The sequence below is a fragment of the Hymenobacter sp. J193 genome (assembly GCF_024700075.1).
In the GTDB taxonomy this organism is placed as follows: domain Bacteria; phylum Bacteroidota; class Bacteroidia; order Cytophagales; family Hymenobacteraceae; genus Hymenobacter.
This window is the reverse complement of sequence record NZ_JAJONE010000001.1, coordinates 2157536-2183063: the sequence shown is the minus strand read 5'-3', so window position 1 is coordinate 2183063 and position 25528 is coordinate 2157536. Positions and strand designations below refer to the sequence as shown.

At 59.4% G+C, this 25528-nt stretch carries 24 protein-coding genes and 1 pseudogene; 14 read left to right on the top strand and 11 right to left on the bottom strand.

Translation table 11 applies throughout. The features are described 5' to 3' along the window. The gene (locus tag LRS06_RS09475; protein WP_257871275.1) at nucleotides 1–318 is read right to left on the bottom strand and encodes a DMT family transporter; all 318 of its coding nucleotides are present in this window, start codon (nucleotides 316–318) and stop codon (nucleotides 1–3) included. On the opposite strand from LRS06_RS09475, the gene LRS06_RS09470 reads away from it, so the two are divergent. Then, nucleotides 317–559, top strand: coding sequence for a hypothetical protein (locus LRS06_RS09470; RefSeq protein ID WP_257871274.1), 243 nt, complete (start codon nucleotides 317–319; stop codon nucleotides 557–559). The genes LRS06_RS09475 and LRS06_RS09470 overlap by 2 nt on opposite strands. Here the strand turns inward: LRS06_RS09470 and LRS06_RS09465 are convergent. Continuing rightward, nucleotides 542–820: pseudogene (locus tag LRS06_RS09465) on the bottom strand (EamA family transporter); the annotation flags it as partial. The gene LRS06_RS09470 and the pseudogene LRS06_RS09465 overlap by 18 nt on opposite strands. Before the next feature lie 311 nt (nucleotides 821–1131). Next, complete coding sequence (gene dusB / locus LRS06_RS09460; RefSeq protein WP_257871273.1) at nucleotides 1132–2121, bottom strand: tRNA dihydrouridine synthase DusB; 990 nt, start codon at nucleotides 2119–2121, stop codon at nucleotides 1132–1134. A gap of 151 nt (nucleotides 2122–2272) precedes the next feature. On the opposite strand from dusB, the gene LRS06_RS09455 reads away from it, so the two are divergent. From LRS06_RS09455 to LRS06_RS09440, 4 genes are all read left to right on the top strand, one after another. After that, nucleotides 2273–3319 (top strand): CPBP family intramembrane glutamic endopeptidase, encoded by a 1047-nt coding sequence (locus tag LRS06_RS09455; protein WP_257871272.1) that lies wholly within the window; start codon nucleotides 2273–2275, stop codon nucleotides 3317–3319. Nucleotides 3320–3368: 49 nt separating this feature from the next. Continuing rightward, nucleotides 3369–4319 carry a phosphatidate cytidylyltransferase gene (locus LRS06_RS09450; protein WP_257871271.1) on the top strand — a complete coding sequence of 317 codons (951 nt, stop codon included), beginning with the start codon at nucleotides 3369–3371 and terminating at the stop codon, nucleotides 4317–4319. Between the two features lie 230 nt (nucleotides 4320–4549). Further along, nucleotides 4550–5839 (top strand): Glu/Leu/Phe/Val dehydrogenase, encoded by a 1290-nt coding sequence (locus LRS06_RS09445; protein ID WP_257871270.1) that lies wholly within the window; start codon nucleotides 4550–4552, stop codon nucleotides 5837–5839. A gap of 190 nt (nucleotides 5840–6029) precedes the next feature. Then, nucleotides 6030–6710, top strand: a complete 681-nt coding sequence (locus tag LRS06_RS09440) for a phosphatidylserine decarboxylase family protein (protein ID WP_257871269.1) — start codon at nucleotides 6030–6032, stop codon at nucleotides 6708–6710. 272 nt (nucleotides 6711–6982) lie between these two features. Here LRS06_RS09440 and LRS06_RS09435 read toward each other — a convergent pair whose 3' ends face one another. The 5 genes from LRS06_RS09435 to ribD all read right to left on the bottom strand — a co-directional run bounded on the left by LRS06_RS09435 (nucleotide 6983) and on the right by ribD (nucleotide 11155). Continuing rightward, nucleotides 6983–8170 carry a glutathionylspermidine synthase family protein gene (locus LRS06_RS09435; protein WP_257871268.1) on the bottom strand — a complete coding sequence of 396 codons (1188 nt, stop codon included), beginning with the start codon at nucleotides 8168–8170 and terminating at the stop codon, nucleotides 6983–6985. After that, nucleotides 8167–8658 (bottom strand): hypothetical protein, encoded by a 492-nt coding sequence (locus LRS06_RS09430; RefSeq protein ID WP_257871267.1) that lies wholly within the window; start codon nucleotides 8656–8658, stop codon nucleotides 8167–8169. The genes LRS06_RS09435 and LRS06_RS09430 overlap by 4 nt, the downstream gene beginning before the upstream one ends. 14 nt (nucleotides 8659–8672) lie before the next feature. Continuing rightward, complete coding sequence (locus tag LRS06_RS09425) at nucleotides 8673–9356, bottom strand: DUF1190 domain-containing protein (RefSeq protein ID WP_257871266.1); 684 nt, start codon at nucleotides 9354–9356, stop codon at nucleotides 8673–8675. Between the two features lie 102 nt (nucleotides 9357–9458). Continuing rightward, the gene (locus LRS06_RS09420; protein ID WP_257871265.1) at nucleotides 9459–9941 is read right to left on the bottom strand and encodes a GAF domain-containing protein; all 483 of its coding nucleotides are present in this window, start codon (nucleotides 9939–9941) and stop codon (nucleotides 9459–9461) included. 173 nt (nucleotides 9942–10114) lie between these two features. Next, nucleotides 10115–11155, bottom strand: coding sequence for a bifunctional diaminohydroxyphosphoribosylaminopyrimidine deaminase/5-amino-6-(5-phosphoribosylamino)uracil reductase RibD (gene ribD / locus LRS06_RS09415; protein ID WP_257871264.1), 1041 nt, complete (start codon nucleotides 11153–11155; stop codon nucleotides 10115–10117). Between the two features lie 69 nt (nucleotides 11156–11224). Here ribD and prmC point away from each other — a divergent pair, with 69 nt between their 5' ends. The 7 genes from prmC (at nucleotide 11225) to rfbA (ending at nucleotide 18527) form a co-directional block, all read left to right on the top strand. Next, the gene (gene prmC / locus LRS06_RS09410; protein WP_257871263.1) at nucleotides 11225–12085 is read left to right on the top strand and encodes a peptide chain release factor N(5)-glutamine methyltransferase; all 861 of its coding nucleotides are present in this window, start codon (nucleotides 11225–11227) and stop codon (nucleotides 12083–12085) included. A gap of 149 nt (nucleotides 12086–12234) precedes the next feature. Further along, on the top strand, nucleotides 12235–12828 hold the full coding sequence (locus LRS06_RS09405) for an acyltransferase (RefSeq protein WP_257871262.1): 594 nt from the start codon (nucleotides 12235–12237) through the stop codon (nucleotides 12826–12828). Between the two features lie 56 nt (nucleotides 12829–12884). Beyond that, entirely contained in the window at nucleotides 12885–14180 is a 1296-nt protein-coding gene (locus LRS06_RS09400; RefSeq protein WP_257871261.1) for a nucleotide sugar dehydrogenase, read from the top strand. 108 nt (nucleotides 14181–14288) lie between these two features. Then, complete coding sequence (gene galE / locus LRS06_RS09395; protein ID WP_257871260.1) at nucleotides 14289–15314, top strand: UDP-glucose 4-epimerase GalE; 1026 nt, start codon at nucleotides 14289–14291, stop codon at nucleotides 15312–15314. A gap of 82 nt (nucleotides 15315–15396) precedes the next feature. Further along, a complete protein-coding gene (gene rfbB / locus LRS06_RS09390) occupies nucleotides 15397–16449 on the top strand; it encodes a dTDP-glucose 4,6-dehydratase (protein WP_257871259.1) in 1053 nt (350 codons plus the stop codon). Nucleotides 16450–16548: 99 nt separating this feature from the next. After that, nucleotides 16549–17556 carry an SDR family oxidoreductase gene (locus tag LRS06_RS09385; RefSeq protein ID WP_257871258.1) on the top strand — a complete coding sequence of 336 codons (1008 nt, stop codon included), beginning with the start codon at nucleotides 16549–16551 and terminating at the stop codon, nucleotides 17554–17556. A gap of 92 nt (nucleotides 17557–17648) precedes the next feature. Further along, nucleotides 17649–18527, top strand: a complete 879-nt coding sequence (gene rfbA / locus LRS06_RS09380; protein ID WP_257871257.1) for a glucose-1-phosphate thymidylyltransferase RfbA — start codon at nucleotides 17649–17651, stop codon at nucleotides 18525–18527. Nucleotides 18528–18611: 84 nt separating this feature from the next. On the opposite strand, the gene chrA is transcribed toward rfbA, so the two are convergent. Next, nucleotides 18612–19832, bottom strand: a complete 1221-nt coding sequence (gene chrA, locus LRS06_RS09375; protein WP_257871256.1) for a chromate efflux transporter — start codon at nucleotides 19830–19832, stop codon at nucleotides 18612–18614. A 139-nt stretch (nucleotides 19833–19971) separates the two neighbouring features. Next, a complete protein-coding gene (locus tag LRS06_RS09370; RefSeq protein ID WP_257871255.1) occupies nucleotides 19972–20949 on the bottom strand; it encodes an isopenicillin N synthase family oxygenase in 978 nt (325 codons plus the stop codon). A gap of 144 nt (nucleotides 20950–21093) precedes the next feature. Between LRS06_RS09370 and LRS06_RS09365 the strand changes: the two genes are divergently transcribed. Continuing rightward, nucleotides 21094–21918, top strand: a complete 825-nt coding sequence (locus LRS06_RS09365) for a hypothetical protein (protein ID WP_257871254.1) — start codon at nucleotides 21094–21096, stop codon at nucleotides 21916–21918. A 288-nt stretch (nucleotides 21919–22206) separates the two neighbouring features. Continuing rightward, on the top strand, nucleotides 22207–24258 hold the full coding sequence (locus LRS06_RS09360; RefSeq protein ID WP_257871253.1) for an OmpA family protein: 2052 nt from the start codon (nucleotides 22207–22209) through the stop codon (nucleotides 24256–24258). Between the two features lie 251 nt (nucleotides 24259–24509). Here LRS06_RS09360 and floA read toward each other — a convergent pair whose 3' ends face one another. Further along, complete coding sequence (gene floA, locus LRS06_RS09355; RefSeq protein ID WP_196955453.1) at nucleotides 24510–25511, bottom strand: flotillin-like protein FloA; 1002 nt, start codon at nucleotides 25509–25511, stop codon at nucleotides 24510–24512. Nucleotides 25512–25528 lie beyond the last annotated feature (17 nt).

The following is a 25528-nucleotide window of genomic DNA, read 5'->3' as shown; positions in this document are numbered from 1 at the left end:
TTACTTCGCCCGGTTGATGATGAATACGCTGAGCAGGATGATGCCCATACCCAGCAGGTGCCAGCCGTTGATGGTTTCCCCATCCAGCACACCCCAAGCCAGCGCCATGACGGGCACCAGGTAAGTGTTGGACGAAGCAAACAGGGCCGTAGACTGCTGAATGAGCTTGTTGAATAAGATCATAGCCACGGCGGTGCTCATGGTGGCCAGCAGGGCTATGTAGCCGAAGGCCGTCCAGGCGCCGGGCACGTGCTGAAGCTTGTACAGGAACTGAGTGCCCAGCAGCAGGTACAGCACCGCCGGGCCACCAATAAGCATGAGCAGCAAAGCCGTGACGGCCACCGCCGGAATGCCGTGGAAGCTGGTGCTTGATCATGTTGATGCTCACCCCGTAGCCCACCGTGGCCAGCACAATGTAGAGGCCGTACCAGGCATTGCCCTCGCCGGTGGGCGTGGCCGTGCCGCCGCTGCCGCCCAGGGCAATCAGCACAATAGTACCCAGCAGGCCCACTCCAATACCCGCCAGCCGAAGGCCGGTAATGCGCTGCCCAAAAAATAAAGCGCCCATCAGCAAGGTGAAAGCCACGGTGAGGGCATTGAGCACGCCGGCCAGGCCCGAGGCCATTTTGGTTTCGGCGTAGGCAAACAGGAAAGCGGGTAGCAGCGTGCCTATCACGCCGCTCAGTAGTAACCACTTAAAGCGGCTGCGCTCTACCTGCCGCACGTGCCGCAGGGCAAACGGTAGGAGGATAAGCGCGGCCACTGTCACGCGGGCCGCGCCCAGCTCCAATGCCGAAAACACCACCAGTCCCTTCTTCATGAGGATGAAGGAAGTGCTCCAGATGCCGGCCAGCAAAATCAGCAGCCCCCAGGCCGAGGCCGGCACGCGGTGCGGCGGGGGCGACGCTACGGGCGGGTTCTCAGGCGCAACGGAAACAGCTGGTGCGGGTGTATCTACAGGCATAGAGGTAGCAGAGACTATGGGAACGATGGGTGGAAGCAACAGATAAGAACGTCCTGCTGAGCGGAGTCGAAGCATCTCTACCGCTTTGTTACGGGGCTACTAAGTAGCCAGCGGTAGAGATGCTTCGACTCCGCTCAGCAGGACGGCCTGAAGTCAAAATGGGAGTGTTACCCCACCAGCACCGGTTCGGCGGCAATGATTTCGTCCATGATGGCGTGGATTTCCGTGGGGTCGTTGCTGTCCACCAGGCGGGTGCGCCACTGGCGGGCTCCTTCCAGACCGCGGAAATACTGGGCGTAGTGGCGGCGCATCTCAAACACCCCGGCCCGCGGGCCTTTCCACTCCAGGCTTTTGTCGAAATGAAAGCGGCAGGCCTGCACCCGCTCCTCCACGGTGGGCGGGGCCAGCAGCTCGCCGGTGGCGGCGTAGTGCTTCACCTCCCGGAAAATCCAGGGGTAACCAATGGAAGCGCGTCCGATCATGACCCCATCCACGCCGTAGCGGTTCTTGTACTCCACGGCTTTCTGGGGCGAGTCGATGTCGCCGTTGCCGAAGATGGGAATCCGGATGCGGGGGTTGTTTTTGATGGCCGCAATCAGCCGCCAGTCGGCCTCGCCCTTGTACATCTGCACGCGGGTGCGGCCATGCACCGTAAGAGCCTCAATGCCGATATCCTGCAGGCGCTCGGCTACTTCCTCCACGTTCTTGGTGGTGTCGTCCCAGCCGAGGCGGGTTTTCACCGTCACGGGCAGGTGGGTGGCTTTCACCACGGCCTCCGTCATCTGCACCATTTTGGGAATGTCGCGCAGCAGAGCCGCACCGGCTCCCCGGCAGGCTACCTGCTTCACGGGGCAGCCGTAGTTGATGTCGATGAGGTCGGGGCCGGCCTCGGTGCTGATACGGGCGCATTCACCCATAGTCTCCACATCGGAGCCGAACAGCTGAATGCCAATGGGCCGCTCATAGTCGAAAACGTCGAGCTTCTGGCGGCTTTTGGCCGCAGCCCGAATCAAGCCTTCCGAAGAAATGAATTCGGTGTACATCAAATCGGCGCCGCCCTGCTTGCACACGGCCCGGAATGGTGGGTCCGACACGTCCTCCATGGGGGCGAGCAAGAGCGGGAAATCGGGCAGGGCAATGTTGCGGATGTGTACCACGGCAGGCTATTCTAGTATTTTGCGCAAATTTACGACTATATCAGGGGCTTAAGGCTTTGGAGGCTTAGCGTCTTGGTTGACGTTCTTGCGTAAAGACGTTGCCCTGGCCTCCAAGCCCCCAGAATCTTAAGCCCCAAGACCCCGAACACATATGAAAGGTTTCGTATCCAGCCGGCTACACCCCTTGCTCGCCCTGCTGCTGCTGCTGGGGCTGATCATAGGAGCAGCCTGCCTGGCTTATTTTCTTATTGCGCTGGCTTGCGTTGCGTTTTTTGGGATTCGGAGTACGCAGGAGTTTGATGCCTTGCTCCGGAACCCGCACCTAAGCAACCACGGCTGGAGCGTGCTTATGTTGATGCAGGGTTTACTGCTGCTGATCGGGTTTGGGGGTGCGGCCCTGGGGCTGGCTTCAGCGCAGGGCGTGCCGTGGTCCGAGTACTTTGCCCCGCGCCGCCCGGTGCCGGGGTGGTGGCTGCTGCTGGCGGCTTTAGTCATTGTGGTCAGCCTGCCCGCTATGTCGGGGCTGATTGCGTGGAATGCCGACGCGCAGTTTCCAACCTTCATGCATGAGTTTGAGGTTTGGGCCCGTGAAAAGGAAACCCAGGCTCAGGACCTCACCCGGTACCTCACTCAGTTCACGTCCACGGGCCGCCTTCTGGTAGCGCTGTTGGTGGTAGCCGTGGTGCCAGCAATCAGCGAGGAGCTGGTGTTCAGGGGCGTGGTACAGAAGCAGCTCACGCGCCTGTTCGGCTCCTACCACGCGGGCGTCTGGCTTTCGGCTATCCTGTTCAGTGCCATTCACACACAGTTTTTTGGGTTTGTGCCGCGCATGGTGCTGGGTGCTGTCCTGGGCTACCTCTTCGCCTGGAGCGGCAATATTCTGGTGCCCATGGCCGCGCACTTTGCTCAGAACGCCGTGCAGATTCTGCTGCTCTACGCCCAGCAGCGCGGTGCCTTGGGGGCCTCTTTCGACCCCGATTCAACGGAGGCATTGCCCTGGCCCTGGATGCTGCTCTCGGCCATCCTCACGCTGGGGCTGCTGCGGCTGGCTTACCAGCAGTTTCGGGTGCCGGTGGTACCGGTAGTCAGCCACACGCTCACGGGCGCGGGCCTCGTCGTTGAGGGGAATGCGCCGCCTGCCGGGCATACGCTCACCGGCCACGGCATAGAGCCGGCGCCCGGCAGCCCGACCACGTAGACGGGTTTCGCCACTTTTTCTCTTTCCTGACTTCTCACGCTGCTGCCGCTTGCCCGACTCTCCCGCTCCCGCCCCTTCCTCTGCTTCCGAGAAAAAGCCCATGTCGAATCTGGCGCAGCGCCTGCTCTATGGGGTGCTGGGCGCCATCGTGCTGCTCTTCTGCATCTGGTACAGCGCCTGGACGTTCGCGCTGTTCTTTGCCCTGGTGCAGATGCGGATGCTCTGGGAGTTCTACCGCATGATGCGGGAAGCCGGGTATAAGCCGGCGGCTATGCTGGGAGGCGGATTGAGTATTTTAATATTCACTTCCATTTTCCTTGTCAGAGCGGGTGCCGTGGGTTTCGCTAATGTTAACTATGATTATGCAGTAGCTTCCGGTTGGCACACAATCATCCTTCCTTCTAATTTCATAGGTGCTCTTCTGAGTTTGCCATTGCTGCTCCTGCCTACTATCCTGATCCTACGGGAAATGTATGCTTGGCCGCGCGAGAACCAGCCGTTTTCGCCCTTTGCCAACGTGGGCGTGGCCTTGCTGGGTTTGCTGTACGTGAGTTTGCCCATGAGCTTGCTGAGCGTGCTGGCCTTTGATGAGCACGGCTACGACTACCGCCGCATCTTCGCGCTGCTGCTGCTGGTGTGGTCGTCGGACATCGGGGCGTACGCGGCGGGCAAAAACTTCGGCAAGCACAAGCTGGCGCCCAAGATTTCGCCCGGCAAAACCTGGGAAGGCGCCATCGGGGGCTTCCTGCTCACGCTGCTCACGGGCTGGGCACTGGGCTATTTGCTGCCCGAGCTGCCACTGGCCTACCGACTGGTGGTAGCCGGGGTGGTAGCCATCTTCGGCCCGCTCGGCGACCTGGCTGAGTCCATGCTCAAGCGCAGCGTGGGCGTGAAGGACTCCGGCCGCATTCTGCCCGGCCACGGCGGCCTGCTCGACCGGTTCGACGCCTTCCTATTTATCCTGCCGGTGCTGGCTTTGCTACAGTTGCTGCTGGGCTAGAGGAGCGGAAAGAATCCAGCCTTATAAGGCAGCCCACCCTAGCTGTGGCAACTCGTAAAGGCCACGCCACCCACAAATCCAGCCTACGCCACATCCTGGGCGCAGGCGGACGCGTATGGCATAAACTGCTACCTTTGGCGTCTTAAAAATTCGCGGTGTGCCAGGCAAATTTCCACCCTTGCCGTACGCCCGCCGTTTTCACCCACCTCCACCCTTTTTTCTTCACCCGTATGGCTACCACCACGGTGTACAAAGAACCCGCCCCCCGCGTCGATGCCGAAAACCCGCTGGAATCCATGATGTCGCGCTTCAACGTGGCCACGGAAATCCTGGGACTCGACGATGAAACCTACAACGTTCTTAAAGCGCCCGACAAGCAGGTTATCGTCCACATTCCTGTGACGATGGACAACGGCAAGGTGCGCGTATTTGAGGGCTACCGGGTGATTCACAATACCATTCTGGGACCTTCAAAAGGCGGCATCCGCTACGACAAGAACGTGCACCTGGATGAGGTGAAGGCCCTGGCGGCCTGGATGACTTGGAAGTGCGCCGTGGTTGACATTCCCTACGGTGGCGCCAAAGGTGGTATTATCTGCGACCCGACCACCATGAGCCCCGGCGAAATTGAGCGGCTTACGCGTGGCTACACGCTGGCGCTGAAGGACGTGTTCGGCCCGGACAAGGATATTCCGGCTCCGGATATGGGCACCGGCCCGCGCGAAATGGCGTGGCTGATGGACGAATTCTCTAAAACCGTAGGTGCTACCTCCCCGGCCGTCGTTACGGGCAAGCCTTTGGTAATGGGCGGCTCCCTGGGCCGCACCGAAGCCACCGGCCGCGGCGTAATGGTGTCGGCGCTGGCCGCCATGAAGAAGCTGGGCATGGACCCCAAGCAGGCTTCGGCCGCCGTGCAGGGCTTCGGCAACGTGGGCTCCTGGGCTGCCAAGCTATTGTGCGAGCAGGGCGTGAAAATCAAGGCGGTATCCGACGTGAGCGGGGCATATTGGAACGACAACGGTATCAACATCGACGAGGCTATTGCCTATAAGAATGCCCACAAAGGCCGCTTGGATGGCTACACCGGCGCCGTGCTGATGGAAAATGCCGACGACCTGCTGCTGGCTGATGTGGACGTGCTGGTGCCTGCTGCCGTGGAGGACGTCATCACCGAGCACAACGCACACGACATCAAGGCCCGTCTGATTGTGGAGGGCGCCAACGGCCCCACCTCGGCCTCGGCTGACCCCATCATCAACGAGAAAGGCATTATGGTGGTGCCCGATATCCTGGCCAACTCCGGCGGCGTAACGGTATCCTACTTTGAGTGGGTGCAGAACCGCCAGGGATTCAAGTGGACCGAGGAAATGGTAACGGAGCGCGCCGACCGCATCATGTCCGACGCTTTCGAGAAAGTGTACGCTACCAGCCAGAAGTATAAAATCCCGATGCGCATTGCGGCCTACGTGGTAGCCATCGACAAAGTAGCCCAGACCTACAAGTTCCGCGGCGGCTTCTAAGCCGGGCAGGAACTACGAGAATTTTCTCCCCGTATAGCCCGGGCCGCATGGCTCGGGCTATATTTGTACGCCGCCGAAGGCTAAATTCCCGTATGCACTACGGACGCCTGCTGTACCGGCCCTTACCCCGACTCCTGCCTTGACGACTGAGGCCGCGCCCCCAAGCGGCTTCAGCGCAACTCAACGCTCTATGAAGATCCACAAAGAAGGACGACGTATTCTGTTCTTTACGCTGCTGGCCTTACTGGCCGTGAACCTGCTGCTGTTCCGCTACAATGCGCAGAACGACGGCTTCAACAAGGTATTTGCGGGTATATCCGTCATCGTATTTCTGACGCTGCTGCAGTTTTTCCGCAGCCCGGCCCGGCGCCTGCTCACCCACGAAGACCACATTATTTCGCCGGTTGACGGCAAAGTAGTGGTGATTGAGGACGTGCACGAGCCGGAGTACTTCGACGATGTGCGCAAGCAGATCAGCATCTTCATGTCGCCCATCAACGTGCACATCACCCGCAACCCGGTTTCAGGCATTGTGCGCTACTTCAAGTACCACCCCGGCAACTATCTGGTGGCCTGGCACCCCAAAAGCAGCACCAAAAACGAGCGGACCACGGTAGTAGTGGAGTCGGAAGCCGGGCCTTTTGTGCTGTTCCGGCAGATTGCGGGCGCTATGGCGCGCCGCATTGTGTGGTACGTGAACGAGGGCGACGAAGTAAGCCAGGGCGAGGAGTTCGGCTTCATCAAGTTTGGCTCCCGCGTCGATATCTTCGTGCCTGTGGATACGGAGGTGAAAGTGCAGATCGGCGAAAAGGTGAAAGGCGGCCAGAGCATCATTGCCCAACTCAAAACCGACACTCCCAGCATTTTCTAAAGCCTGCTTTTTTCTTTACGACAACGGCCGCTCCTGCACAGGAGCGGCCGTTGCTTTTGGGTCTGGGGGACGGATGTGTTGCGGGTAGCTTCGGGTTATAGCTCCTCAAGCGTAGAAGGTATTCGACACAGCCAAGCGACGGAGGATGTCCCGCAACCAGATTTGCGAGCGGCTCGCAACTCTGGTTGCGGGCGGCTGACAACTGCCTTGTAAGCCGCCCGCAAGGCAGTTGTCGGCGGACCGTGAAGCAGTGCCTACGTGCCAGTTACTTTTCACCCCAGCAAATGGGGCACGAACTCGGAAAGGTTGGTGATAAAGCCCGCGTCGCGGCGGAAACCGAGCGCGCAGGCCTCGCCGGCCCAGAATACGCCCGCCTGGTAGCGGCGCTGCTGCGCGTCGCGGGGAAGATAGGCCCAGCGCTGATGCACTTGGGGCTGCTCGCCAAACTCCCCGTCGATGCTAGTACCGAGTTGGCCATTGGGCTGCACTTCCGTCACGTTCTGGCCTTCGCGGCCAAAGATTGGCTTGCTGACGGAGTGGCCCGCCAGCGGCTGCAGGGAAGCTTCCAGCAGCAAAGGGTGGTGCGGAAATACCTTCCAGAGCCAAGCCAGGATACCCTTGCTTTGGAACAGTAGGGAATACGCCGGGTTGGCAATGATAACGTCGCGCGAAAGAAGCAGGTGGGTCAGGTCGGCGGTCAGGTCGGGCTCTTCCTCAGCCAGAATTTCCCAGGGCACCAGCTTAAACAGAAAGCCGAACCGCTGCCACTGCTCCGGTCCCACCTGTGCCCACACGCCTCGGTCTTCACCCGCCACCGATACCTGCATAGCATCCACGGAACACACGTGCGCGGTAGCAAAACCGGCTGCCCGCGCCGCTTCGGCCAGGATGGCACAGTTGGTTTCGTCCTCGGCGCTGCCGGGCAGGTGCACCAGCAACAGGCTGGGGTCGAGGTCGGGGTTGAGCTGGCGCCATTCCTCCAGCTGGCTTTGCAGGCCCTCGAACAGGCCGTTGGCCTGCCTCTCCTCGTCGGCCTGACCGGCGGCTACCAGGCTGGCCCACTGCACCACGGCCGTTTCGGGCAGGCTGGTGGCCGTATCGGCGTTGAACTCCAGCAGCTTGATGCCGTCGGGCGTCTGGGCCAGATCGAAGCGGCCGTAGAGGTGCCAGTGCCGCTCGTCGTTCCAGGAGTGACGCACGGCAGTCCACAGGTTGGCCGGAATGGCCAGCAGCTGCAGCAGGTCGTCGGGGATAGGGTCGGGAATAGCCTGGGCCAGCATTTCGTAGAGCGTGTCGGCGGCCTGGAGCAGGGCTTCGGCTTCGGCCTCGGGCACCTGCACGGCTTCGCGGGCCACATAGGCGGCGCAAGCATCTTCCACGGCCCAGTCCCAGCCCAGTGCCCGCACGGCCGGCGTCACGTCACCGGAAAGGGAAATTAATTGAACGGTTGAGCTATTCATATGCCGTTTGACAGGGTAATATTCGAGTCAGAGGATAAACCGGCTACTATATTTCTAATCCGTTTATTCAATAAATCCTCCTGTTTTTCCTTGTCATAAAAGCTGTATTTGATGGTATCCATGAAAGAAAGGTCAAGCTTAAAAGGATACTCTTTGCCATCAGCGAATACCATATACTCCCGTATTCTGAACGCACATCCCCCAATCCGCACACACTTGAATTCGTTCAAAGGATAAATAATTGGCTTGCGGAACAACGCCTTAATGATGAAGCGGTTAGCTGTTGCATAAACTGTGCGCACAGGCCAAATCAACATAGGTAGATTGAATATGATCAGTGCTAGTATCCAGAGGATACTCAGTTCTTTGTGTTGTTCAAACCACAGAAATGGTAAAGCAAACAGCAGCATAAGGAAGCTGAAAAAAAGTGTAAAAGCATAACCGTACCGATAGTCAAGTGTAATACGTTTGGGCAGTAGACGTGCCATCGTTGCCAAGCTAACTACCCGCCAAACCCTCCGCTGCTTCGGGTGCCGAAGCCGCTGCTGCGGCTCATGCGCGGAGCCGAGCTGCGGAATGTGCCACTGCGGTAAGCCGAGCGCCGGAACGACGGGCTTTCCTGTACGCCGGCCGAGCGGGAGCTGCGGGCGCCCGTGAAGCCCCGGCCAAAAAAGCCCCGGCCTTCGTTTTCCCGCTCCCGGGTAATGCCCTGGCGCCAGCCCATATTGCGCTGCACCAGACCGGGGTTGGCATAATAGCCGGGATTGGGGTTGAGAAAGCGCCCGGCCATATACCCAATGCCACTCCACATCAGCACATCCATCATGCCCGTGCCAGCTACCCGGTTTTCGGGGTTTTGGCGGCTGTAGTCCTGCATCTGTTTTTGCAGAGCCGCGCCTTGCAGGGTATCCACCTTACCATCAAAGTGGTGGAGGATGGCGGCTACCTCTTCCTTGCCGGCCGGCTTTTCGGCCGTGATTTTCCAGTTGCCCGGCTGCACCTCGGTCATTTCCGTGATGACGCCCTGGCTGTAGGTTTCGCCGCTCCAGTCGCCGGTGGCGGTTTCCGTATCGGTGCGGTTATCGGAGGAGCAGGCGGGCAGCGCACCCAGGCCCAGGCTGGCGGCAGCGGCCATCAGCACCACGTTGCGACGCCAGTCGCCAAGAGAGTAAAACGGCTTTTTCATCGGGGAATTCGGTTGAGAGTTGTCAGTTGTTGGTTGCCCGTTGTGAGTTGTCAGACTGCGCTCAGCATGACGAGCAACAGGCAACCCACGACTGGCACCAGCCTAAAACCAGCGGGCTGCCAGCTGCATGAGCTGTTCCAAGGCCTGCTGGTCGTCCTGGTTGAAGTCGTTTAGCTGGTCGCTGTCTACGTCCAGCACGGCTACCACCTGCCCATCTTTCAGAACCGGCACCACAATTTCGGACTTCGACTCGGAACTGCAGGCAATGTGGCCGGGAAACTGTTCCACGTCGGGTACCAGCAGAGTGGCGGCCTGGGCCCAGCTGCTGCCGCACACGCCCTTGCCGTGCCGGATGCGGGTGCAGGCAATCGGCCCCTGGAACGGGCCCAGTACCAGCTCGTCGCCCTTCACCATATAAAAGCCCACCCAGAAAAAGCCAAAGGCCTGCCGTAGCGCCGCCACGGTATTGGCCAGGTTGGCTACCAGGTCCGGCTCGCCGGTGGTTAGGGCTTCAATCTGGGGCAGCAGCTGCCGGTATTGCTCGGCTTTAGTGAGCGTGGTATCGAGGTGCAGTTCTTCAGCCATGGTTTAGGTGATGAGGTTACAGGTAACAGGCAAGGGTAACAAAGAGATGTTACGGAACAAAGGTCAAGACTTGCGAGGTAAAAATGGGTAGAGAAGGTAGCGAGGCAGCGAAGTGGTTCCGGTCGGTCAGACATTCCCTGCGTCACCTGTTACGTGTCACCCAATCATCCGCATCAGCCTTTCCGATACACGAACACCTGATCTTCGCCCAGCGTGAACTGCTCCCGCAGGCCGGTGAGGCCCAGGTGCGGGGCCGCCACGCCGCCGCCCAGCAGCTTGGGGCTGCGAATGACCCTGATTTCGTCCCATAGCCCGTCCTTCAACAGGGAGTTAAGCACCGTCGGCCCGCCTTCCACCAGCACCGACTGCACCTGACGCTGGTGCAGGTTGGCCAGAATCTGCGGAAACAAGTCCTCGGCCTCCGACAGCGTAACGTAGCCCACGTTGTTGGTGGTAGCGCGGTGGCGGTACGTGTATACCACCGTGGGCTGGCTACCGTCGAGAAGGTTGTGCGTGGGCGGGAGGCTCAGGTTTTTGTCGATGACGAGGCGAATAGGGTCCTGGCCGGGCCATTCACGCACGTTCAGGCGGGGGTTGTCGTGCAGGGCCGTGCGCGTGCCTACCAATATGGCGTGCTCCTCGCCGCGCCACTGGTGAACGGCCACCCGCGCCAGCTCCCCACTGATGGGCACCGGCTGAAAATACGGACCCGCCAGGTAGCCGTCGGCGGTTTCGGCCCACTTCAGCACCACGTAAGGCCGCTGCTGCTCCTGATAAGTAAAGAAGCGCCGGTTCAGCCAGCGGCCTTCTGGCTCCAGTAGCCCCGTTTCTACGGATATACCCGCGTCGCGCAGCTTTTGCAGGCCCCGGCCGGCTACCAGCGGGTTGGGGTCGAGGTTGCATACCACCACTTCTGCTACGCGCTTTTCTATCAGCAGGTCGGCGCAGGGCGGGGTTTTGCCGAAGTGAGAGCAGGGTTCCAGCGTTACGTACACGCGGGCTTCGGGCAGCAGGTGCGGCTCCATAACCGAGGCTACGGCATTCACCTCGGCGTGAGGTCCGCCATACCGCCGGTGCCAGCCTTCCCCAATCACGCGGCCCTGGTGGGTGATAACGCAGCCAACCATGGGGTTGGGGCGCGTGTAGCCGGCGCCCAGGCGGGCCAGGTCCAGGGCCCGGCGCATCATCAGTTGGTCGAAATCGGAGAAAGGCATAGGCAGAGCGGAGGCAGATGGGTCGGTGAAGATACGCGGCCCCGGGGTTTCGGGCGCTACCTTTGCCTTATGCCCACGCTCCGCCAGCTCACCCTCGATCTTGCCGCCGCGCTGCAGGCCGTGTACCCGCCCGAGGAAGCCGCCGCCGTAGCCGGGCAGGTGCTGGAGCATCTGCTGCACCTCACCCCGTTGCAGCGCAGTATGCGGGCCCGGGAAGAAGTAGCCGAAGATGACCTGGCTGATTTGCCCCATGTGCGGGCCCGGCTGCTGCGCCACGAGCCGTTGCAGTACGTGCTGGGCGTAGCGCACTTTGCCGGCCTGGAGCTGGAAGTAACGCCCGCCACCCTCATCCCGCGCCCCGAAACGGAGGAGCTGGTAGCCCTGATTGTACATGAGCAGCGGGGCCGCGCCGGCTTGCGTATGCTGGATGTGGGCACCGGCTCCGGCTGCATTCCGCTGGCCCTGGCGCAGGCCCTGCCCGGCAGTCAGCTCACGGCCGTGGATGTTTCGGCCGAAGCTCTAGCCGTGGCCCGCCGCAATGCCCATAAGTACTCGGTAGCCATCAATTTTCAGTTGGTCGATATTCTGCAGGCTACGCCAGTGCTAAGCGGGCCGCTGGATGTAATCGTCAGCAACCCGCCGTACGTGCTGGAAAACGAGCGGCCGCTGATGCGCCCCAACGTGCTGGACTACGAGCCCGGCACCGCGCTGTTTGTGCCCAACCACGATCCGCTGCTGTTCTACCGCCGCATTGCCCAGCTTGGGCAAACGCTGCTGGCGGCCGGCGGTAATCTGTACTTTGAAATCAACGAGCAGTTTGCTCAGGAAACTCTGCAGTTGCTGCACCAGCTAGGCTACACCGGGGCCGCCGCTCAGCTGGATATCTTCGGCAAAGCCCGAATGGTGCGGGCTGCGTGGCCGGGCCGGTAACCTTAGTTAAGGGCGGTTTTGCCGGCTGTAAATGGTCCGCGCGGGGCGTTAGTAACCGGTAATGCGGAAACGCCCACCTGACGAGCTGCTTAAAGCGGCAAAACTCCTACCTTTGCCGGCTCAATTCCTGCTCACGGGTTTTACTTTGCATGGCTGACGCTTCCGGTTATTACGCGCACCCCACCGCCGTCCTCGACGAGGGCTGCCGGATTGGGGCCGGGTGCCGCATCTGGCATTTCACGCACGTAAGCACCGGGGCCGAGCTGGGCGAAGGCTGCAGCCTGGGCCAGAACGTGTTTGTGGCCGAAGGCGTGAAGCTGGGCCGCAACGTGAAGGTACAGAACAACGTGAGTTTGTACGCCGGCGTGGAGTGCCAGGACGACGTGTTCCTGGGGCCCTCGGTGGTGTTTACCAATGTCCTGAACCCCCGGGCCGCCGTGCCCCGCCGGGGTGCCGACCACTACCTGCCTACCCGTCTGGCTCAGGGCGTCAGCATCGGGGCCAACAGCACCATTGTGTGCGGGGTGAGCCTTGGGGAATATGCCTTTGTAGGGGCCGGCTCGGTGGTCACGAAGGATGTGGGGCCGTACACGCTGGTGTATGGCAACCCGGCCCGTCCGCGCGGCTGGCTAAGCCCCCACGGCCACCGGCTGGCCTTCGATGAAGCAGGCCGCGCCGCCTGCCCCGAAACGCACGAGCAGTACCAGTTAACCGACGGCCGGGTTTGCCGTATCAGCCCCTGACCGTAGGGGCTTTGCTTCCTGAAATTCAATAAACTCCAGCTTTTAACCAGTTACCCGTGTACGAGCAACTTCTTCAGAAACAGGCCAAAATAGCCGTTATCGGCCTTGGCTACGTGGGCCTGCCCATTGCCCTCGAATTCGCCCGCAAACTAAACGTGATTGGCTTTGATATAAATGCCAAGCGCGTGGAAATGATGCGTAACAACATCGACCCAAGCGGCGAGCTGGAAGCCAAGGATTTTGAGGGATGCTCAATTGAGTTTACGGACTCCCTGGACGTGCTTCGCGAAGCGCAGTTCTTCATCGTAGCCGTGCCTACGCCTATTGATGAGCATGCCCAGCCCGATCTGAAGCCGCTGCTGGGTGCTTCGGGCTCCGTGGGCAAAGTGCTGAAAAAAGGCGATTACGTGGTGTTCGAAAGCACTGTGTACCCGGGCTGCACCGAGGAAGACTGCATTCCGGTGATGGAGGAGCTTTCGGGCCTGAAATTCCCGGACGACTTCAAAGTTGGCTACTCGCCCGAGCGCATCAACCCAGGCGACAAGGAGCACACGCTCAGCAGCATCGTGAAGGTGGTATCGGGCTGCGACGCCGAGTCGCTGGAGGAAATTGCCAAGGTCTACGAGCTGGTGGTGAAAGCCGGCGTACACCGCGCCTCGTCCATCAAGGTAGCCGAAGCCGCCAAGATCATCGAAAACACACAGCGCGACGTGAACATCGCCCTGATGAACGAGCTGTCGATGATTTTCGACCGCATGAACATCAACACTTACGAAGTGCTGGAAGCGGCCGGTACCAAGTGGAACTTCCTCAAGTTTTCGCCCGGTCTGGTAGGTGGTCACTGCATCGGCGTAGACCCGTACTACCTCACCTACAAAGCCAAGGAGCTGGGCTACGATGCCAAGGTGATTCTGAGCGGCCGCACCACCAACGACAACATGGGGGCTTACATCGCGCGCAAAACCGTGCAGACGATGATCAAGCAGGGCAAGGATGTAGCCAAGAGCCGCGTGCTGGTGATGGGCGCTACCTTCAAGGAGAACGTGGAAGACATCCGCAACTCCAAGGTGGCCGACGTGATTCAGGAGCTGAAAAACTTCTCGGTGAATGTCGACATCATCGACCCCCACGCCGATAGCGACGAGTTGCACCACGAGTACGGCTTCCGCCTGACGCCGGAAAGCGAAATCCGCAACGACTACGACGGTATTGTGGTGGCCGTAAGCCACCAGCGCTATACGGAGCTGGACGAGGCCTACTTCAAGTCCATCACCAACCAGCCGGCCGTAGTGGTAGACATCAAAGGCCTGTTCCGCAACAAGATTCAGGACCTGGCTTACTGGAGCCTCTAAGGCGAAATAGTGAAGTGGTGAGTTTGAGGTTCTGATTGTATAGCTCCGCGCAAGTGGTGCTTGGCGAACCTCAAACTCACTATCTCACCATCTCACTACTAAATACAGATGGAGCGGACGAAAATACTGGTTACGGGCGGCGCGGGCTACATTGGCTCCCATGCCGTGGTAGAGCTCTATGAGGCTGGCTTTCAGCCGGTCATTGTCGATGACTTCAGCAACTCGCAGGAGTCGTCGGTGCGCGGCATTGAGGCCATTCTGGGCGTGCGCGTTGCCTGCCACCACATCGACTGCGGCGACGCCGAGGCGCTGCGGGCCGTGTTTGCGGAGGAAGGAAGCCTGCGCGGGGTTATTCACTTTGCCGCCTTCAAGGCCGTGGGCGAATCGGTACAGAAGCCGTTGGCCTACTACCAGAACAACGTAGGCTCCCTGCTGACGCTGCTCACGGTGATGCAGGAGTTTGGGGTGCCGCACCTGGTGTTTTCCTCGTCGTGCACCGTGTACGGCGTGCCCGACGTGCTGCCCGTAACGGAACTGACGCCCCGCAAGCCGGCCAACTCGCCCTACGGCAATACCAAGAAGATCTGCGAAGACATTATCACGGACGTGGTGCACGCGCCGGCCAGCACGGTACGGGCCATTCTGCTGCGCTACTTCAACCCCATCGGGGCCCATGCTTCGGCCAAGATCGGGGAGCTACCGCTGGGCGTACCCCAGAACCTGGTGCCCTTCGTAACGCAGACGGCGGCCGGCATCCGTGAAAAGCTCACCATCTACGGCAACACCTACGACACGCCCGACGGCACCAACGTCCGCGACTACGTGCACGTGGTGGATCTGGCCAAAGCACACGTAACCGCCGTGCAGCGCCTGCTCGATGGCACCGGCGAGGCCGTGGAAACCTTCAACGTGGGCACGGGCCGCGGCAACTCCGTGCTGGAGGTAGTGCAGGCATTTGAGCGGGCTACCGGTGTGAAGCTTAACTACGTCATTGGGCCGCCCCGCGCCGGCGACGTGCCCGCCATCTACGCCGACGTCACCAAATCGGTGCAGGAACTGGGCTTTCAGACCACTACCTCGCTCGAAGACTCCCTGGCCAGCGCCTGGAAATGGCAGCTGACGTTGAGTGAATGAGAGCCTGAGCGAATGAGTGAAGTCTTTTGCTCATTTGCTTGCTAGGCCCCTTCACTCATTCGCTCATTTACTTACTCACCGCATGAAAATCATCATCACCGGCGGGGCCGGCTTTATCGGGTCGCACGTGGTGCGCCTGTTCGTGACGAAGTATCCGGAGTACCAGATTCTGAACCTGGACGCCCTCACGTACGCCGGCAACCTCGAAAACCTGCGGGATATTGAGCATGCGCCCAACTACCGGCTGGTGAAGGGTGATATTACCGATCAGGCTTTCGTGGATGAGCTCTTTGCCCGCGAAGAGCCCGATGCTTTGATTCACCTGGCTGCCGAAAGCCACGTGGACCGCAGCATCACGGATCCGCTGGCCTTCGTGAAAACCAACGTGCTGGGTACGGTTCATCTGCTGAACGCGGCCAAAAACCTGTGGAAGCCCCTGGGCTACGAGGGCAAAACCTTCTACCACGTGAGCACCGACGAGGTGTACGGCTCCCTGGATTTCGGACCCGAGATGTTCACGGAGCAAACTGCCTACGACCCCCGCTCCCCTTACTCGGCCAGCAAGGCGTCGTCGGACCACTTTGTGCGGGCCTGGCACCACACCTACGGCCTGCCCATCAAGCTGAGCAACTGCTCCAACAACTATGGCCCCAACCACTTCCCCGAGAAGCTGATTCCGCTGGCCATTCACCGCATTCAGCACGGGCAGCCTATCCCAGTGTACGGCAAAGGCGAAAATGTGCGCGACTGGCTGTTTGTAAAAGACCACGCCACGGCCATCGACGCAGTGTTCCACAAAGGCAAAGTAGGCGACACTTACAACATCGGCGGGGTGAATGAGTGGGCGAACATTGAGCTCATTCACTTACTCTGCGACACGCTGGATGAGAAAACCGGCAAGCCCCAGGGCACCTCACGCCAGCTCATCAAGTTTGTGAAGGACCGCGCCGGCCACGACCTGCGCTACGCCATCGACTCCTCGAAGATCATGCAGGAGCTTGGCTGGAAGCCCTCCGTGACGTTTGAACAAGGCTTGGCGCAAACCGTAGACTGGTACCTGGAAAACCAGGAGTGGCTCGACCATGTGACCAGCGGCGCCTACCAGGAATACTACCAGAAGCAGTACCACAGCTAATGTACTGATAGAGTAATGTGCTGATGTGCTAAGTTTTAGCAAGGCAGCATCAACACATTAGCACATTCAAACACATTAGCACATTAGCACATTAATAAGATGTACGAAACTCCCTTTCACGACCAGCCAATCGATAATCTGGCTTTCTTGGTAACCGGCGGCGCTGGTTTCATTGGCTCCAACCTAGTGGAATACCTGTTGAAGTACGGGGCCAAGGAAGTGCGCGTGCTCGACAACTACTCCAACGGCTTCCGCAAGAACGTGCGGCTGTTTGAAGACAACCCGGCCCTGCGTGTGATTGAAGGCGACATCCGCGACCGGCAAACCTGCATCGACGCCTGCCAGGGCATCGACGTGGTGCTGCACCAGGCCGCGCTGGGCTCCGTGCCCCGCTCCATCAACGACCCGATTACGAGCAACGACGTGAACGTGGGCGGCTTTGTGAACATGCTGGTAGGCGCCAAAGAAGCCGGTGTGAAACGCTTTGTGTACGCCGCCTCTTCCTCCACCTACGGCGACCATAAGGCCCTGCCGAAAGTGGAGGACCGTATCGGCAAGCCATTGTCGCCCTACGCCGTAACGAAGTATGCCAACGAGCTGTACGCCGACGTGTTTGGCAAAACCTACGGCATGGAAATCATTGGGCTGCGCTACTTCAACATCTTCGGCCCGCGCCAGGACCCCAACGGTGCCTACGCTGCTGTGATTCCGCTCTTTATTGATGCCGTGCTGGAAGGCAAGCGCCCGCGCATGAACGGCGACGGGGGCCAGACGCGTGACTTCACCTTCGTGGAAAACTGCGTGCAGGCCAACATCAAGGCGGCTCTGACAACTAACCTTGAGGCCGTAAACCAGGTCTACAACGTGGCCGTGGCCGACCGCACGTCCCTCAACGACCTGTTCAACATTCTAAAAGAAGAAGCCGGCTCCGACATCACGCCCGAATACGGCCCCGACCGTGCCGGCGACATTCGCGACTCCCTGGCCGACATCAGCAAAGCCAACAACCTGCTCGGCTACGACCCGCAGGTACGCATCCGGGAAGGCCTGCAGAAGACGCTGGAATGGTTTAAAACCCACCAGGAGTTTATTGCGGAAAGGAATTAATTGTCAAATAACTGAATGGTTAAATGGCTGGTCGTTCAAAACCCTTGAGCGACCAGCCATTTAACCATTTTACGAGTTAACCATCCTCACCAATGAAAGGCATTATCCTCGCCGGCGGCTCCGGCACGCGCCTGCACCCGCTCACGCTGGCCGTCAGCAAGCAGCTCATGCCCGTGTACGACAAGCCGATGATTTATTATCCGCTGTCTATTCTGATGATGGCGGGTATCCGCGAAATTCTCATCATCACCACGCCCCACGACCAGGCCCAGTTTAAAAAGCTGCTGGGTGATGGGACCAGCCTGGGCTGCCGCTTCGAGTATGTGGTGCAGGAAGTGCCCAACGGCTTGGCGCAGGCCTTCGTGCTGGGGGCCGATTTCATTGGCGACGACAAAGTAGCCCTGGTGCTGGGCGACAATATCTTTCACGGCGAAGGCATGGAAGAGCTCCTCAAAGCCAACAACGACCCCAGCGGCGGCGTGGTGTACGCCTACCACGTGCACGACCCGGAGCGCTACGGCGTGGTGGAGTTCGATGAAAACAACAAGGCCCTCAGCATTGAAGAGAAGCCCGCCCAACCTAAGAGCAACTATGCCGTGCCCGGGCTGTACTTCTACGATAACGAAGTAGTGCAGATTGCCCGCGACCTGAAGCCCAGCCCGCGCGGGGAGTACGAAATTACCGACGTAAACCAGGAATATCTGCGCCGGGGCAAGCTGAAGGTAGGCATTCTGGGCCGCGGCACCGCCTGGCTGGACACCGGCACCTTCGAGAGCCTGATGCAGGCCGGCGAGTTTGTGCGGGTGCTGGAGCAGCGCCAGGGGCTGAAGGTAGGCTCCATTGAAGAAGTGGCTTACCGCCAGGGCTTTATTGATGCCGACCAGCTGCGCCGCATTGCCGAGCCCCTGCGCAAAAGCGGCTACGGCGACTACCTGCTCCACCTGCCCGACCATCAGTTGCGCAAAAGCTAATCTTCTGGCAGTTTCAGAACGCCTCGCCGGCTGTCTTTTCTTATCTGAAGAGGCAGCCGGCGAGGCGCTTTCGGGTACGGTTGGCTACAAAATCGCGCCGGCCAGCAGGGCTGCTAATACCATGAGGTAAGACGGTATCTTTTCCCACAGCAGTAGCAGAAAGGTAGCAGCTACCAGTGCCAGGTTGATGGGCGTGTCAGGCAGCGGGTGATAGAGCAGAAACGAGGCCGCCACCACCAGCCCCGCCGACACCGCGTTGATGCCTTCCAACGAGGCCTTCACCACGCGGTACTGCTTGAGCTGGTCCCAGAACCGAATTAGGAAGAAGATGAGCAGGGTGCCCGGCATGAAGATGCCGACGGCCCCAACCAGTGCCCCCAGTACCTGTCCGCCCACGCCATACTCACGCATAGCCAGCGCCCCAATGTAGGAGGCAAACGCGAAGTTGGGCCCCGGTAGCGCCTGTGTGAGACCGTAGCCCGACAGAAACTCCGGCCCCGACAAGTACTCTTTGAACTCCACAAACTCGGCGTAGAGCAGTGGCGCTAGTACCTGCCCGCCTCCGAATACGAGGGACCCGTTGCGGTAAAAGTTCTCGAACAGGCGCACCGGCAGTAGGCGCGTGTAGTGGCCCAGCAGAGCCGCACTCAGAAACACGCCCAGCCACAGGACGAAGTTGGACCACTCGATGTGCAGGGGCTCCTTGTGCTCGATGCGGGGCATCTTGCGGTAGCGGAAGGTCGTAACCAGCCCGCCGCCCAGCAGCAGCAGCGGCAGCACCCACGGCAGCTGGAAAAAGTACGCCACCAGCGCCGACGTCACGAGCAAGGCCACCGACGTTTTGGTGTGCACCACCTTCTCCGCAATTTTATAGGCAGAATACGCCACAAAGCCCACCGCCACGGGCTGCACAAACCGCACTAAGCGTGCTACCATGTCCTTATCGAGGTAGCTCATGGAAAGACCCGCCGCCGTCATCAGGCACACGGCCGGCAGCATCCAGATCAGCAGCGTGAGGTAAGCCAGGTTGGGGCCGCCCAGCCGGAAGCCAATGGCCGTAATAGTCTGGGTGGACGTAGGACCCGGCAGCACCTGGCACAAAGCCATCAGCTCCAGCAACTCGGCGGACGTGAGGTAGCGGCGTTTATCAACCAGCAGGCGCAGCATCATGGCCGTGTGCGCCTGCGGGCCGCCGAAAGCCGTGAAGCCCAGCTGTGCTACATCCCGCAGAAAGATGATGCCGCGCACCCGGCGGGTCCGTTTGCCACGGGCTGGAGGCGTAAGGATGCGTTCTTCCGTTTCCACAAATCAGAGCGGGCTGTCAGGAATGCATGAGCAGGGGAGGGCAACCTAGCAAAATAAAACCGGTTGAGGATAAAGTTCTGCCTTGTAGCAAACAGAAATTCATCCTCAACCGGTACAAAAATAGGGACCAGACGGCCGCCTACTTTTTCTTCAGGCCCAGCTCAATCAGGCGCTCATTCAGGAACTCGCCAGCGGTAATATCGGCTTCCTTTTTGGGGTTTTCGGCCGATACGCAGCTTTCCAGCGCCGCCAGGCTCATTTCGGAGCGCGGGTGCATAAAGAACGGAATGCTGTAGCGGGAGGTGTTCATCTTTTCCCGCGCCGGATTTACCACGCGGTGAATGGTGCTCTTGAGCACGCCGTTGGTCAGGCGCTGCAGCATGTCGCCCACGTTCACCACAATCTGGTCGGGCAGGGCCGTGATAGGAATCCACTTACCGTCGCGGCGCTTCACCTGCAGGCCGTCGGCGGAGGCACCCATCAGCAGCGTAATCAGGTTGATGTCACCATGCTCGGCGGCCCGCACAGCATCGGCGGGTACGGAGTCCGGATTCTCGATGGGGTAGTAATGGATGGGGCGCAGGATGCTGTTGCCATTGCGCACCTTGTCGTCGAAGTAGTTCTCGGGCAGGTGCAGGTACAGGGCAATGGCGCGCAGCACGTCTTTGCCGGCCGCCTCCAGCGTTTTGTATGTCACCAGTGAGGTGTCCTGGAAGCTGTTTACTTCCTGGGGCCAGATGTTGTCGGGGTATTCGGCCTTGATGGGGTCGTTCTGGTCGTCAACTTCCTGCCCCACGTGGTAGAACTCCTTCAGGTCGCCGGTGTTGCGGCCCTTGGCGTGCTCCTTGCCTTTGCTCACGTAGCCGCGCTGACCAGCCAGCTCTGGCTTTTCGTACTGCTGCTTCACGTCGTCGGGCAGGCTGAAGAAGGCCTTCACGTCGGTGTAGAGTTTGGTGGTCTGCTCGTCGGAGAGGCCATGGTTTTTGAGCGCCACGAAGCCAATGTTCTGGTAGGCTTCGCCCAGCTGCTGTACAAAGCGGGCTTTGCGCTCAGGGTCGCCGGAACGAAAGTCGGCGAGGTCGAGGGATGGAATTTCTTCCAGCAATTTTTCCTCCATAGTGAAAAATCAATATACTTTTGGGGCAAACCTTACGTATTGCGCAAGGTACTTAAAAAAAGCGCATCCTTAAACCGGCCGGTTGCCGGAAAAGTCCCTTTGTTCTCAACTACCTTTTTGCTTCATACCTCTCGACTTCCCCTTATGAAAGGACCTGCTTTACTACTTGCCGGCACGCTGCTACTGGGCCTTGGCGCCTGTGACTCGGCGCGCCGCCAGAGCGACAACAGCGCCGCCACGGCCGAACAGGTGAATACGCCTGTTGGGGAAAACATGGAAAAGAACGGCATCCGCCTGACGCCCTTCACCGACTCGCCGAAGTACCCTGAGGCCCAGATGCAGCTCAAGTCGCCGCTGGCGGGCTCTACGGTTCCCACTGGTGCCGTGGCCTTCGATTACGACCTGAGCAACTTTCAGCTCACCAAGATGACCGGTGGCATGCATGCCCACGAAATGGCCAACTCGGAGAAAGGTCAGCACATCCACAACATCGTGGACAACGAGCCCTACACGGCCCACTACACCACGGAGTTCACCAAGCCTATTGCCGACGGTCAGCACGTGATACTGTCGTTCCTGTCGCGCTCCTACCACGAGAGCCTCAAGCACCGCGGTGCCTACGACCTGCGCGTGGTGAGCGTGGGTAAGGTAACCCAGCCGCCGCTTCAGGTAGACCTAAAAGCGCCGCACCTGTTCTACAGCCGCCCCAAGGACACGTACTCGGGCAACGACGTGCAGAAGGTGATGCTGGATTTCTACCTGGTGAACACCACGTTGTCGCCGGAAGGCAACCACGTTCGGGCTACCATCAACGGTACCGAGTTCATGCTGCAGCAGTGGGCTCCTTATATGATGGAAGGCCTGCCAATGGGGCAGAATACCATCAAGCTGGAGCTGGTGGATGCCAGCGGTACCCTGATTCCCGGTCCGTTCAACTCCGTTACGCGCACGTTCACGCTGCAGCCCTAAGCCAGTTCGTTGGCTGAAAACGATGCCAGAGTCAGCTTCGACCCGGAAGTTGGTTCTGGCACTTTTTTTCTATAACTAGCTTACCTTTGGGTAGCGCCGGGTACTGAATAGAATAATTCGGATATGTAAATGGCGTAGGAAGAGGCCGGTAGGGTTAGCGGGGGAGAAATTCCGCCCCGCGCAACATCTGGCCGAGGCTCTACGTCTTGCAACATACAACCCCTGCTGCTGCTTTATCTTGCCAAGCGAAAAATTTCGTCCTTGGCCTTACCTTTTTCTGTTCCGTGTATGCGGCATCTGAAATACTCTTTGGCTTTTATAGCGGCGTGGGCTGTAGGCACGGCTTCGGTGCAGGCCCAGCATGCCGTGTGGGCCAACAAAATTGTGGACGTATCTTCGCAGAAAGCTGAGGGCAAAGAAGCATTTTCGCCGGAAAAGGTGCTGGGTGAGCCAGATGCCCTGCCCCTAGGCCAAATCAGCAACGAAGCCTGGATTCCAAAGAAAGAAGGCTCGGCGGAGTACATTGAAGTGAAGTTCGGCCGCTCCCTGATAGCCAGACAGGTGACGGTTATTGAAAACTTCAACCCTGGCTCCGTCATCAAGATCGAGCTGATTGATACCCGCGGCGGCAAGCACCAGGTGTACGAAAACCGCAACCCCGGCCCCATCCCGGAAGCCTTCCGTACGCTTACCGTTACGTTTGCGCCCAGCAACTACCGCACGATTGGGGTAGGCGTGACGATGAACACCAAGGCTGTGAACGGAGTAAACCAGATTGACGCCATCGGCATTGCCGACGTGGCCGAGCTGATGGTGAAGCAGGAGTTCAAGCAGGACCCCAAGGCCGTGGGCATCGACTCCAGCATGGTGAGCTTGGGGCCCAAGGTGAACTCCAAGTACGTGGATACGCACCCGGTGATTTCGCCCGATGGCCGCACGCTGTTCTTTGCCCGCCAGGACCACCCCCAGAACACCGGCGGCAGCAACGATGCCCAGGATGTATGGTATAGCACGCTCACTAAAACCACCGGGGATAAGAAAATCTGGAGCGAAGCCAAGAACATCAGCAGCCCCATCAATACTACCGGCCCCAACGGGCTAGCCTCGGTGTCATCAGACGGCAACGTGGCCCTGCTCATTAACGTGTACAACCCCGACGGCACGCTGAATCCCAAGGGCGCCAGCCTGACCAAGCGCACGAAAACCGGCTGGACCAAGCCCGAAAAAATTGACATCGAAGATTTTTACAACGATGACAATGAGCACGTAGACTATTACCTGGGTACCTCGGGCAAGGTGCTGCTAATGGCCGTAGACCGCAAGGATGGGCAGGGTGAGCAGGATATCTACGTGAGCTTTCTAAAGGCAGATGGCAAGTCCTGGACCCGCCCGCTGAACGTAGGCCCCACCATCAATACCAAGAAAGCTGAGTTTGCGCCCTTCCTGGCCGCCGACGGCAAAACCTTGTATTTCGCCTCCGAAGGCCGGGGCGGCTACGGCAAGAGCGACATTTTCTACAGCAAGCGCCTCGACAACTCCTGGACCAACTGGAGCACCCCGCGCAACATGGGCCCCAGCATCAATTCCTCGGACTTCGACGGCTACTTTACGCTGTCGGCGGCCGGCGACGAGGCATTTCTGGTGTCGTCGCGCAATGGCATTGACGGGTCGCGCGACATTTTCAGCATTGGCCTTACCCCGCAGTTCAAGCCTGAAGCCGTGACGCTGGTGCGCGGCAAGGTGCTGGATGCCGCCACTCAGAAGCCGATTTCCTCTGTCATTCACTACGAAAACCTGCTGACGGGCGAAGAACTGGGCGTGACGGAAACCAACCCCGTAGACGGCTCCTACACCATTGTGCTGCCCTCGGGCGTGCAGTATGGGTACCGCGCCGAGGCCCGCGACTACCTCTCCGAAAGCGCCAACCTGGACGTGACGGACCGCGAGAAGTACTCCGAAGTCACGCAGGATCTGTTTCTGGTGCCCTTCGCCGTTGGTCAGAAAATCAAGCTGAACAACATCTTCTTTGCGCAAAGCAAGTACTACCTGCGCGAAAATTCCTACCCCGAGCTGCAGCGCCTGATCAAAATTCTGAAGGCGTACCCAACGGTAGAAATTAAGCTGGAAGGCCACACCGACAACCAGGGCGACCCGGCGTTGAACCTCAAGCTCAGCCTGGACCGCGTAAACGAAGTGCGGAAATACCTGATATCCAAAGGTATCAACGGCTCCCGCATCACGGCGCAGGGCTACGGTGATACGCAGCCCATTGCCAGCAACGAGCAGGAGGAATCCCGCAAGCTCAACCGCCGTGTGGAGTTCACCGTGACGAAGAAGTAGGGTTTCTAATGTGCTAATGTGAGTTGAATGTGCTGATGTGCTAATGCCCTAGCAGTCATTGCGAGCGTAGCGAAGCAATCCGTCCTCTGAAACGTGCTTCCCGTTCTTCTACCAGAAAGCCCCTGACGTATGCATACGTCAGGGGCTTTTCACATTTCGGGGCCGGGTACGTTGTGCAGGACGGATGGCTTCGCTACGCTCGCAATGACACGTTTATAGGCTCACCATTTCATTATTTCACCACCTCGCCCTTAGCTGAGCCGCTGCTCGTCGCGGCCGGGCTTGGTGCTGCCGCTCTGACCGCCGGGGTTGGCAATGGAGTCGCGCATGTCGGTGTCAGCCTGTACGTTGCGCATTTTATAGTAGTCCATTACGCCTAAGTTGCCGCTGCGGAAGGCTTCGGCAATAGCGCGCGGAATCTCGGCTTCGGCCTGCACTACCAGAGCCTTGGCTTCCTGGGTTTTGGCGCGGTTTTCCTGCTCCACGGCTACGGCCATAGCACGGCGCTCCTCGGCTTTGGCTTCGGCCACTTTCAGGTCGGCGGTGGCTTGGTCGATCTGCAGCTTGGCCCCGATGTTTTCTCCTATATCGATGTCGGCAATGTCGATGGACAGAATTTCGAAGGCCGTACCGGCATCAAGGCCCTTGCTGAGCACCAGCTTGGAAATCTTATCGGGGTTTTCGAGCACCTCCTTGTGCGACTTCGACGAACCGATACTCGTCACGATACCTTCACCCACGCGGGCCAGAATCGTTTCTTCGCCGGCACCGCCTACCAGCTGCGTGATATTGGCGCGCACCGTAATGCGGGCTTTGGCAATCAGCTGAATGCCATCCTGCGCCACGGCCGCCACGTTGGGTGTGTTGATAACCTTCGGGTTAACGGACGTCGTGACGGCCTCGAATACGTCGCGGCCCGCCAGGTCGATGGCGGTGGCTTGCTTGAAAGTGAGCGGGATGTTGGCTTTGTCGGCCGAAATCAGCGCTTTAATGACGCTGGGAATATTGCCCCCGGCCAGGTAGTGCGTTTCCAGGTCGTTGGCCGTGAGCTCCAGCCCGGCTTTTGTGCTAGTAATCATGGAGTTGACAATAAGGGACGGCGGTACCTTGCGCACCCGCATAAAGGCCAGTTGGAACAAGCTCACGCGTACGCCCGAAAACAGCGCCGTAATCCAGAGGCTGATGGGGAAGAAATACAGCAGCACCAGCAGGGCCACGGCACCCACCGCCAGCGGAAAAAAGGGAAACTCCATGAAGAAGAAAATAAGGT

What these genes read in the sequence shown, in the direction of transcription:
- LRS06_RS09470 (WP_257871274.1), top strand. Translation starts at nt 317, where the DNA reads ATGAGCAGCAAAGCCGTGACGGCCACCGCCGGAATGCCGTGGAAGCTG.
- LRS06_RS09475 (WP_257871275.1), bottom strand. Translation starts at nt 318, where the DNA reads ATGCTTATTGGTGGCCCGGCGGTGCTGTACCTGCTGCTGGGCACTCAG.
- LRS06_RS09455 (WP_257871272.1), top strand. Translation starts at nt 2,273, where the DNA reads ATGAAAGGTTTCGTATCCAGCCGGCTACACCCCTTGCTCGCCCTGCTG.
- LRS06_RS09445 (WP_257871270.1), top strand. Translation starts at nt 4,550, where the DNA reads ATGGCTACCACCACGGTGTACAAAGAACCCGCCCCCCGCGTCGATGCC.
- LRS06_RS09440 (WP_257871269.1), top strand. Translation starts at nt 6,030, where the DNA reads ATGAAGATCCACAAAGAAGGACGACGTATTCTGTTCTTTACGCTGCTG.
- LRS06_RS09435 (WP_257871268.1), bottom strand. Translation starts at nt 8,170, where the DNA reads ATGAATAGCTCAACCGTTCAATTAATTTCCCTTTCCGGTGACGTGACG.
- LRS06_RS09430 (WP_257871267.1), bottom strand. Translation starts at nt 8,658, where the DNA reads ATGGCACGTCTACTGCCCAAACGTATTACACTTGACTATCGGTACGGT.
- LRS06_RS09425 (WP_257871266.1), bottom strand. Translation starts at nt 9,356, where the DNA reads ATGAAAAAGCCGTTTTACTCTCTTGGCGACTGGCGTCGCAACGTGGTG.
- LRS06_RS09420 (WP_257871265.1), bottom strand. Translation starts at nt 9,941, where the DNA reads ATGGCTGAAGAACTGCACCTCGATACCACGCTCACTAAAGCCGAGCAA.
- ribD (WP_257871264.1), bottom strand. Translation starts at nt 11,155, where the DNA reads ATGCCTTTCTCCGATTTCGACCAACTGATGATGCGCCGGGCCCTGGAC.
- prmC (WP_257871263.1), top strand. Translation starts at nt 11,225, where the DNA reads ATGCCCACGCTCCGCCAGCTCACCCTCGATCTTGCCGCCGCGCTGCAG.
- LRS06_RS09405 (WP_257871262.1), top strand. Translation starts at nt 12,235, where the DNA reads ATGGCTGACGCTTCCGGTTATTACGCGCACCCCACCGCCGTCCTCGAC.
- galE (WP_257871260.1), top strand. Translation starts at nt 14,289, where the DNA reads ATGGAGCGGACGAAAATACTGGTTACGGGCGGCGCGGGCTACATTGGC.
- rfbB (WP_257871259.1), top strand. Translation starts at nt 15,397, where the DNA reads ATGAAAATCATCATCACCGGCGGGGCCGGCTTTATCGGGTCGCACGTG.
- LRS06_RS09385 (WP_257871258.1), top strand. Translation starts at nt 16,549, where the DNA reads ATGTACGAAACTCCCTTTCACGACCAGCCAATCGATAATCTGGCTTTC.
- rfbA (WP_257871257.1), top strand. Translation starts at nt 17,649, where the DNA reads ATGAAAGGCATTATCCTCGCCGGCGGCTCCGGCACGCGCCTGCACCCG.
- LRS06_RS09370 (WP_257871255.1), bottom strand. Translation starts at nt 20,949, where the DNA reads ATGGAGGAAAAATTGCTGGAAGAAATTCCATCCCTCGACCTCGCCGAC.
- LRS06_RS09365 (WP_257871254.1), top strand. Translation starts at nt 21,094, where the DNA reads ATGAAAGGACCTGCTTTACTACTTGCCGGCACGCTGCTACTGGGCCTT.
- LRS06_RS09360 (WP_257871253.1), top strand. Translation starts at nt 22,207, where the DNA reads ATGCGGCATCTGAAATACTCTTTGGCTTTTATAGCGGCGTGGGCTGTA.
- floA (WP_196955453.1), bottom strand. Translation starts at nt 25,511, where the DNA reads ATGGAGTTTCCCTTTTTTCCGCTGGCGGTGGGTGCCGTGGCCCTGCTG.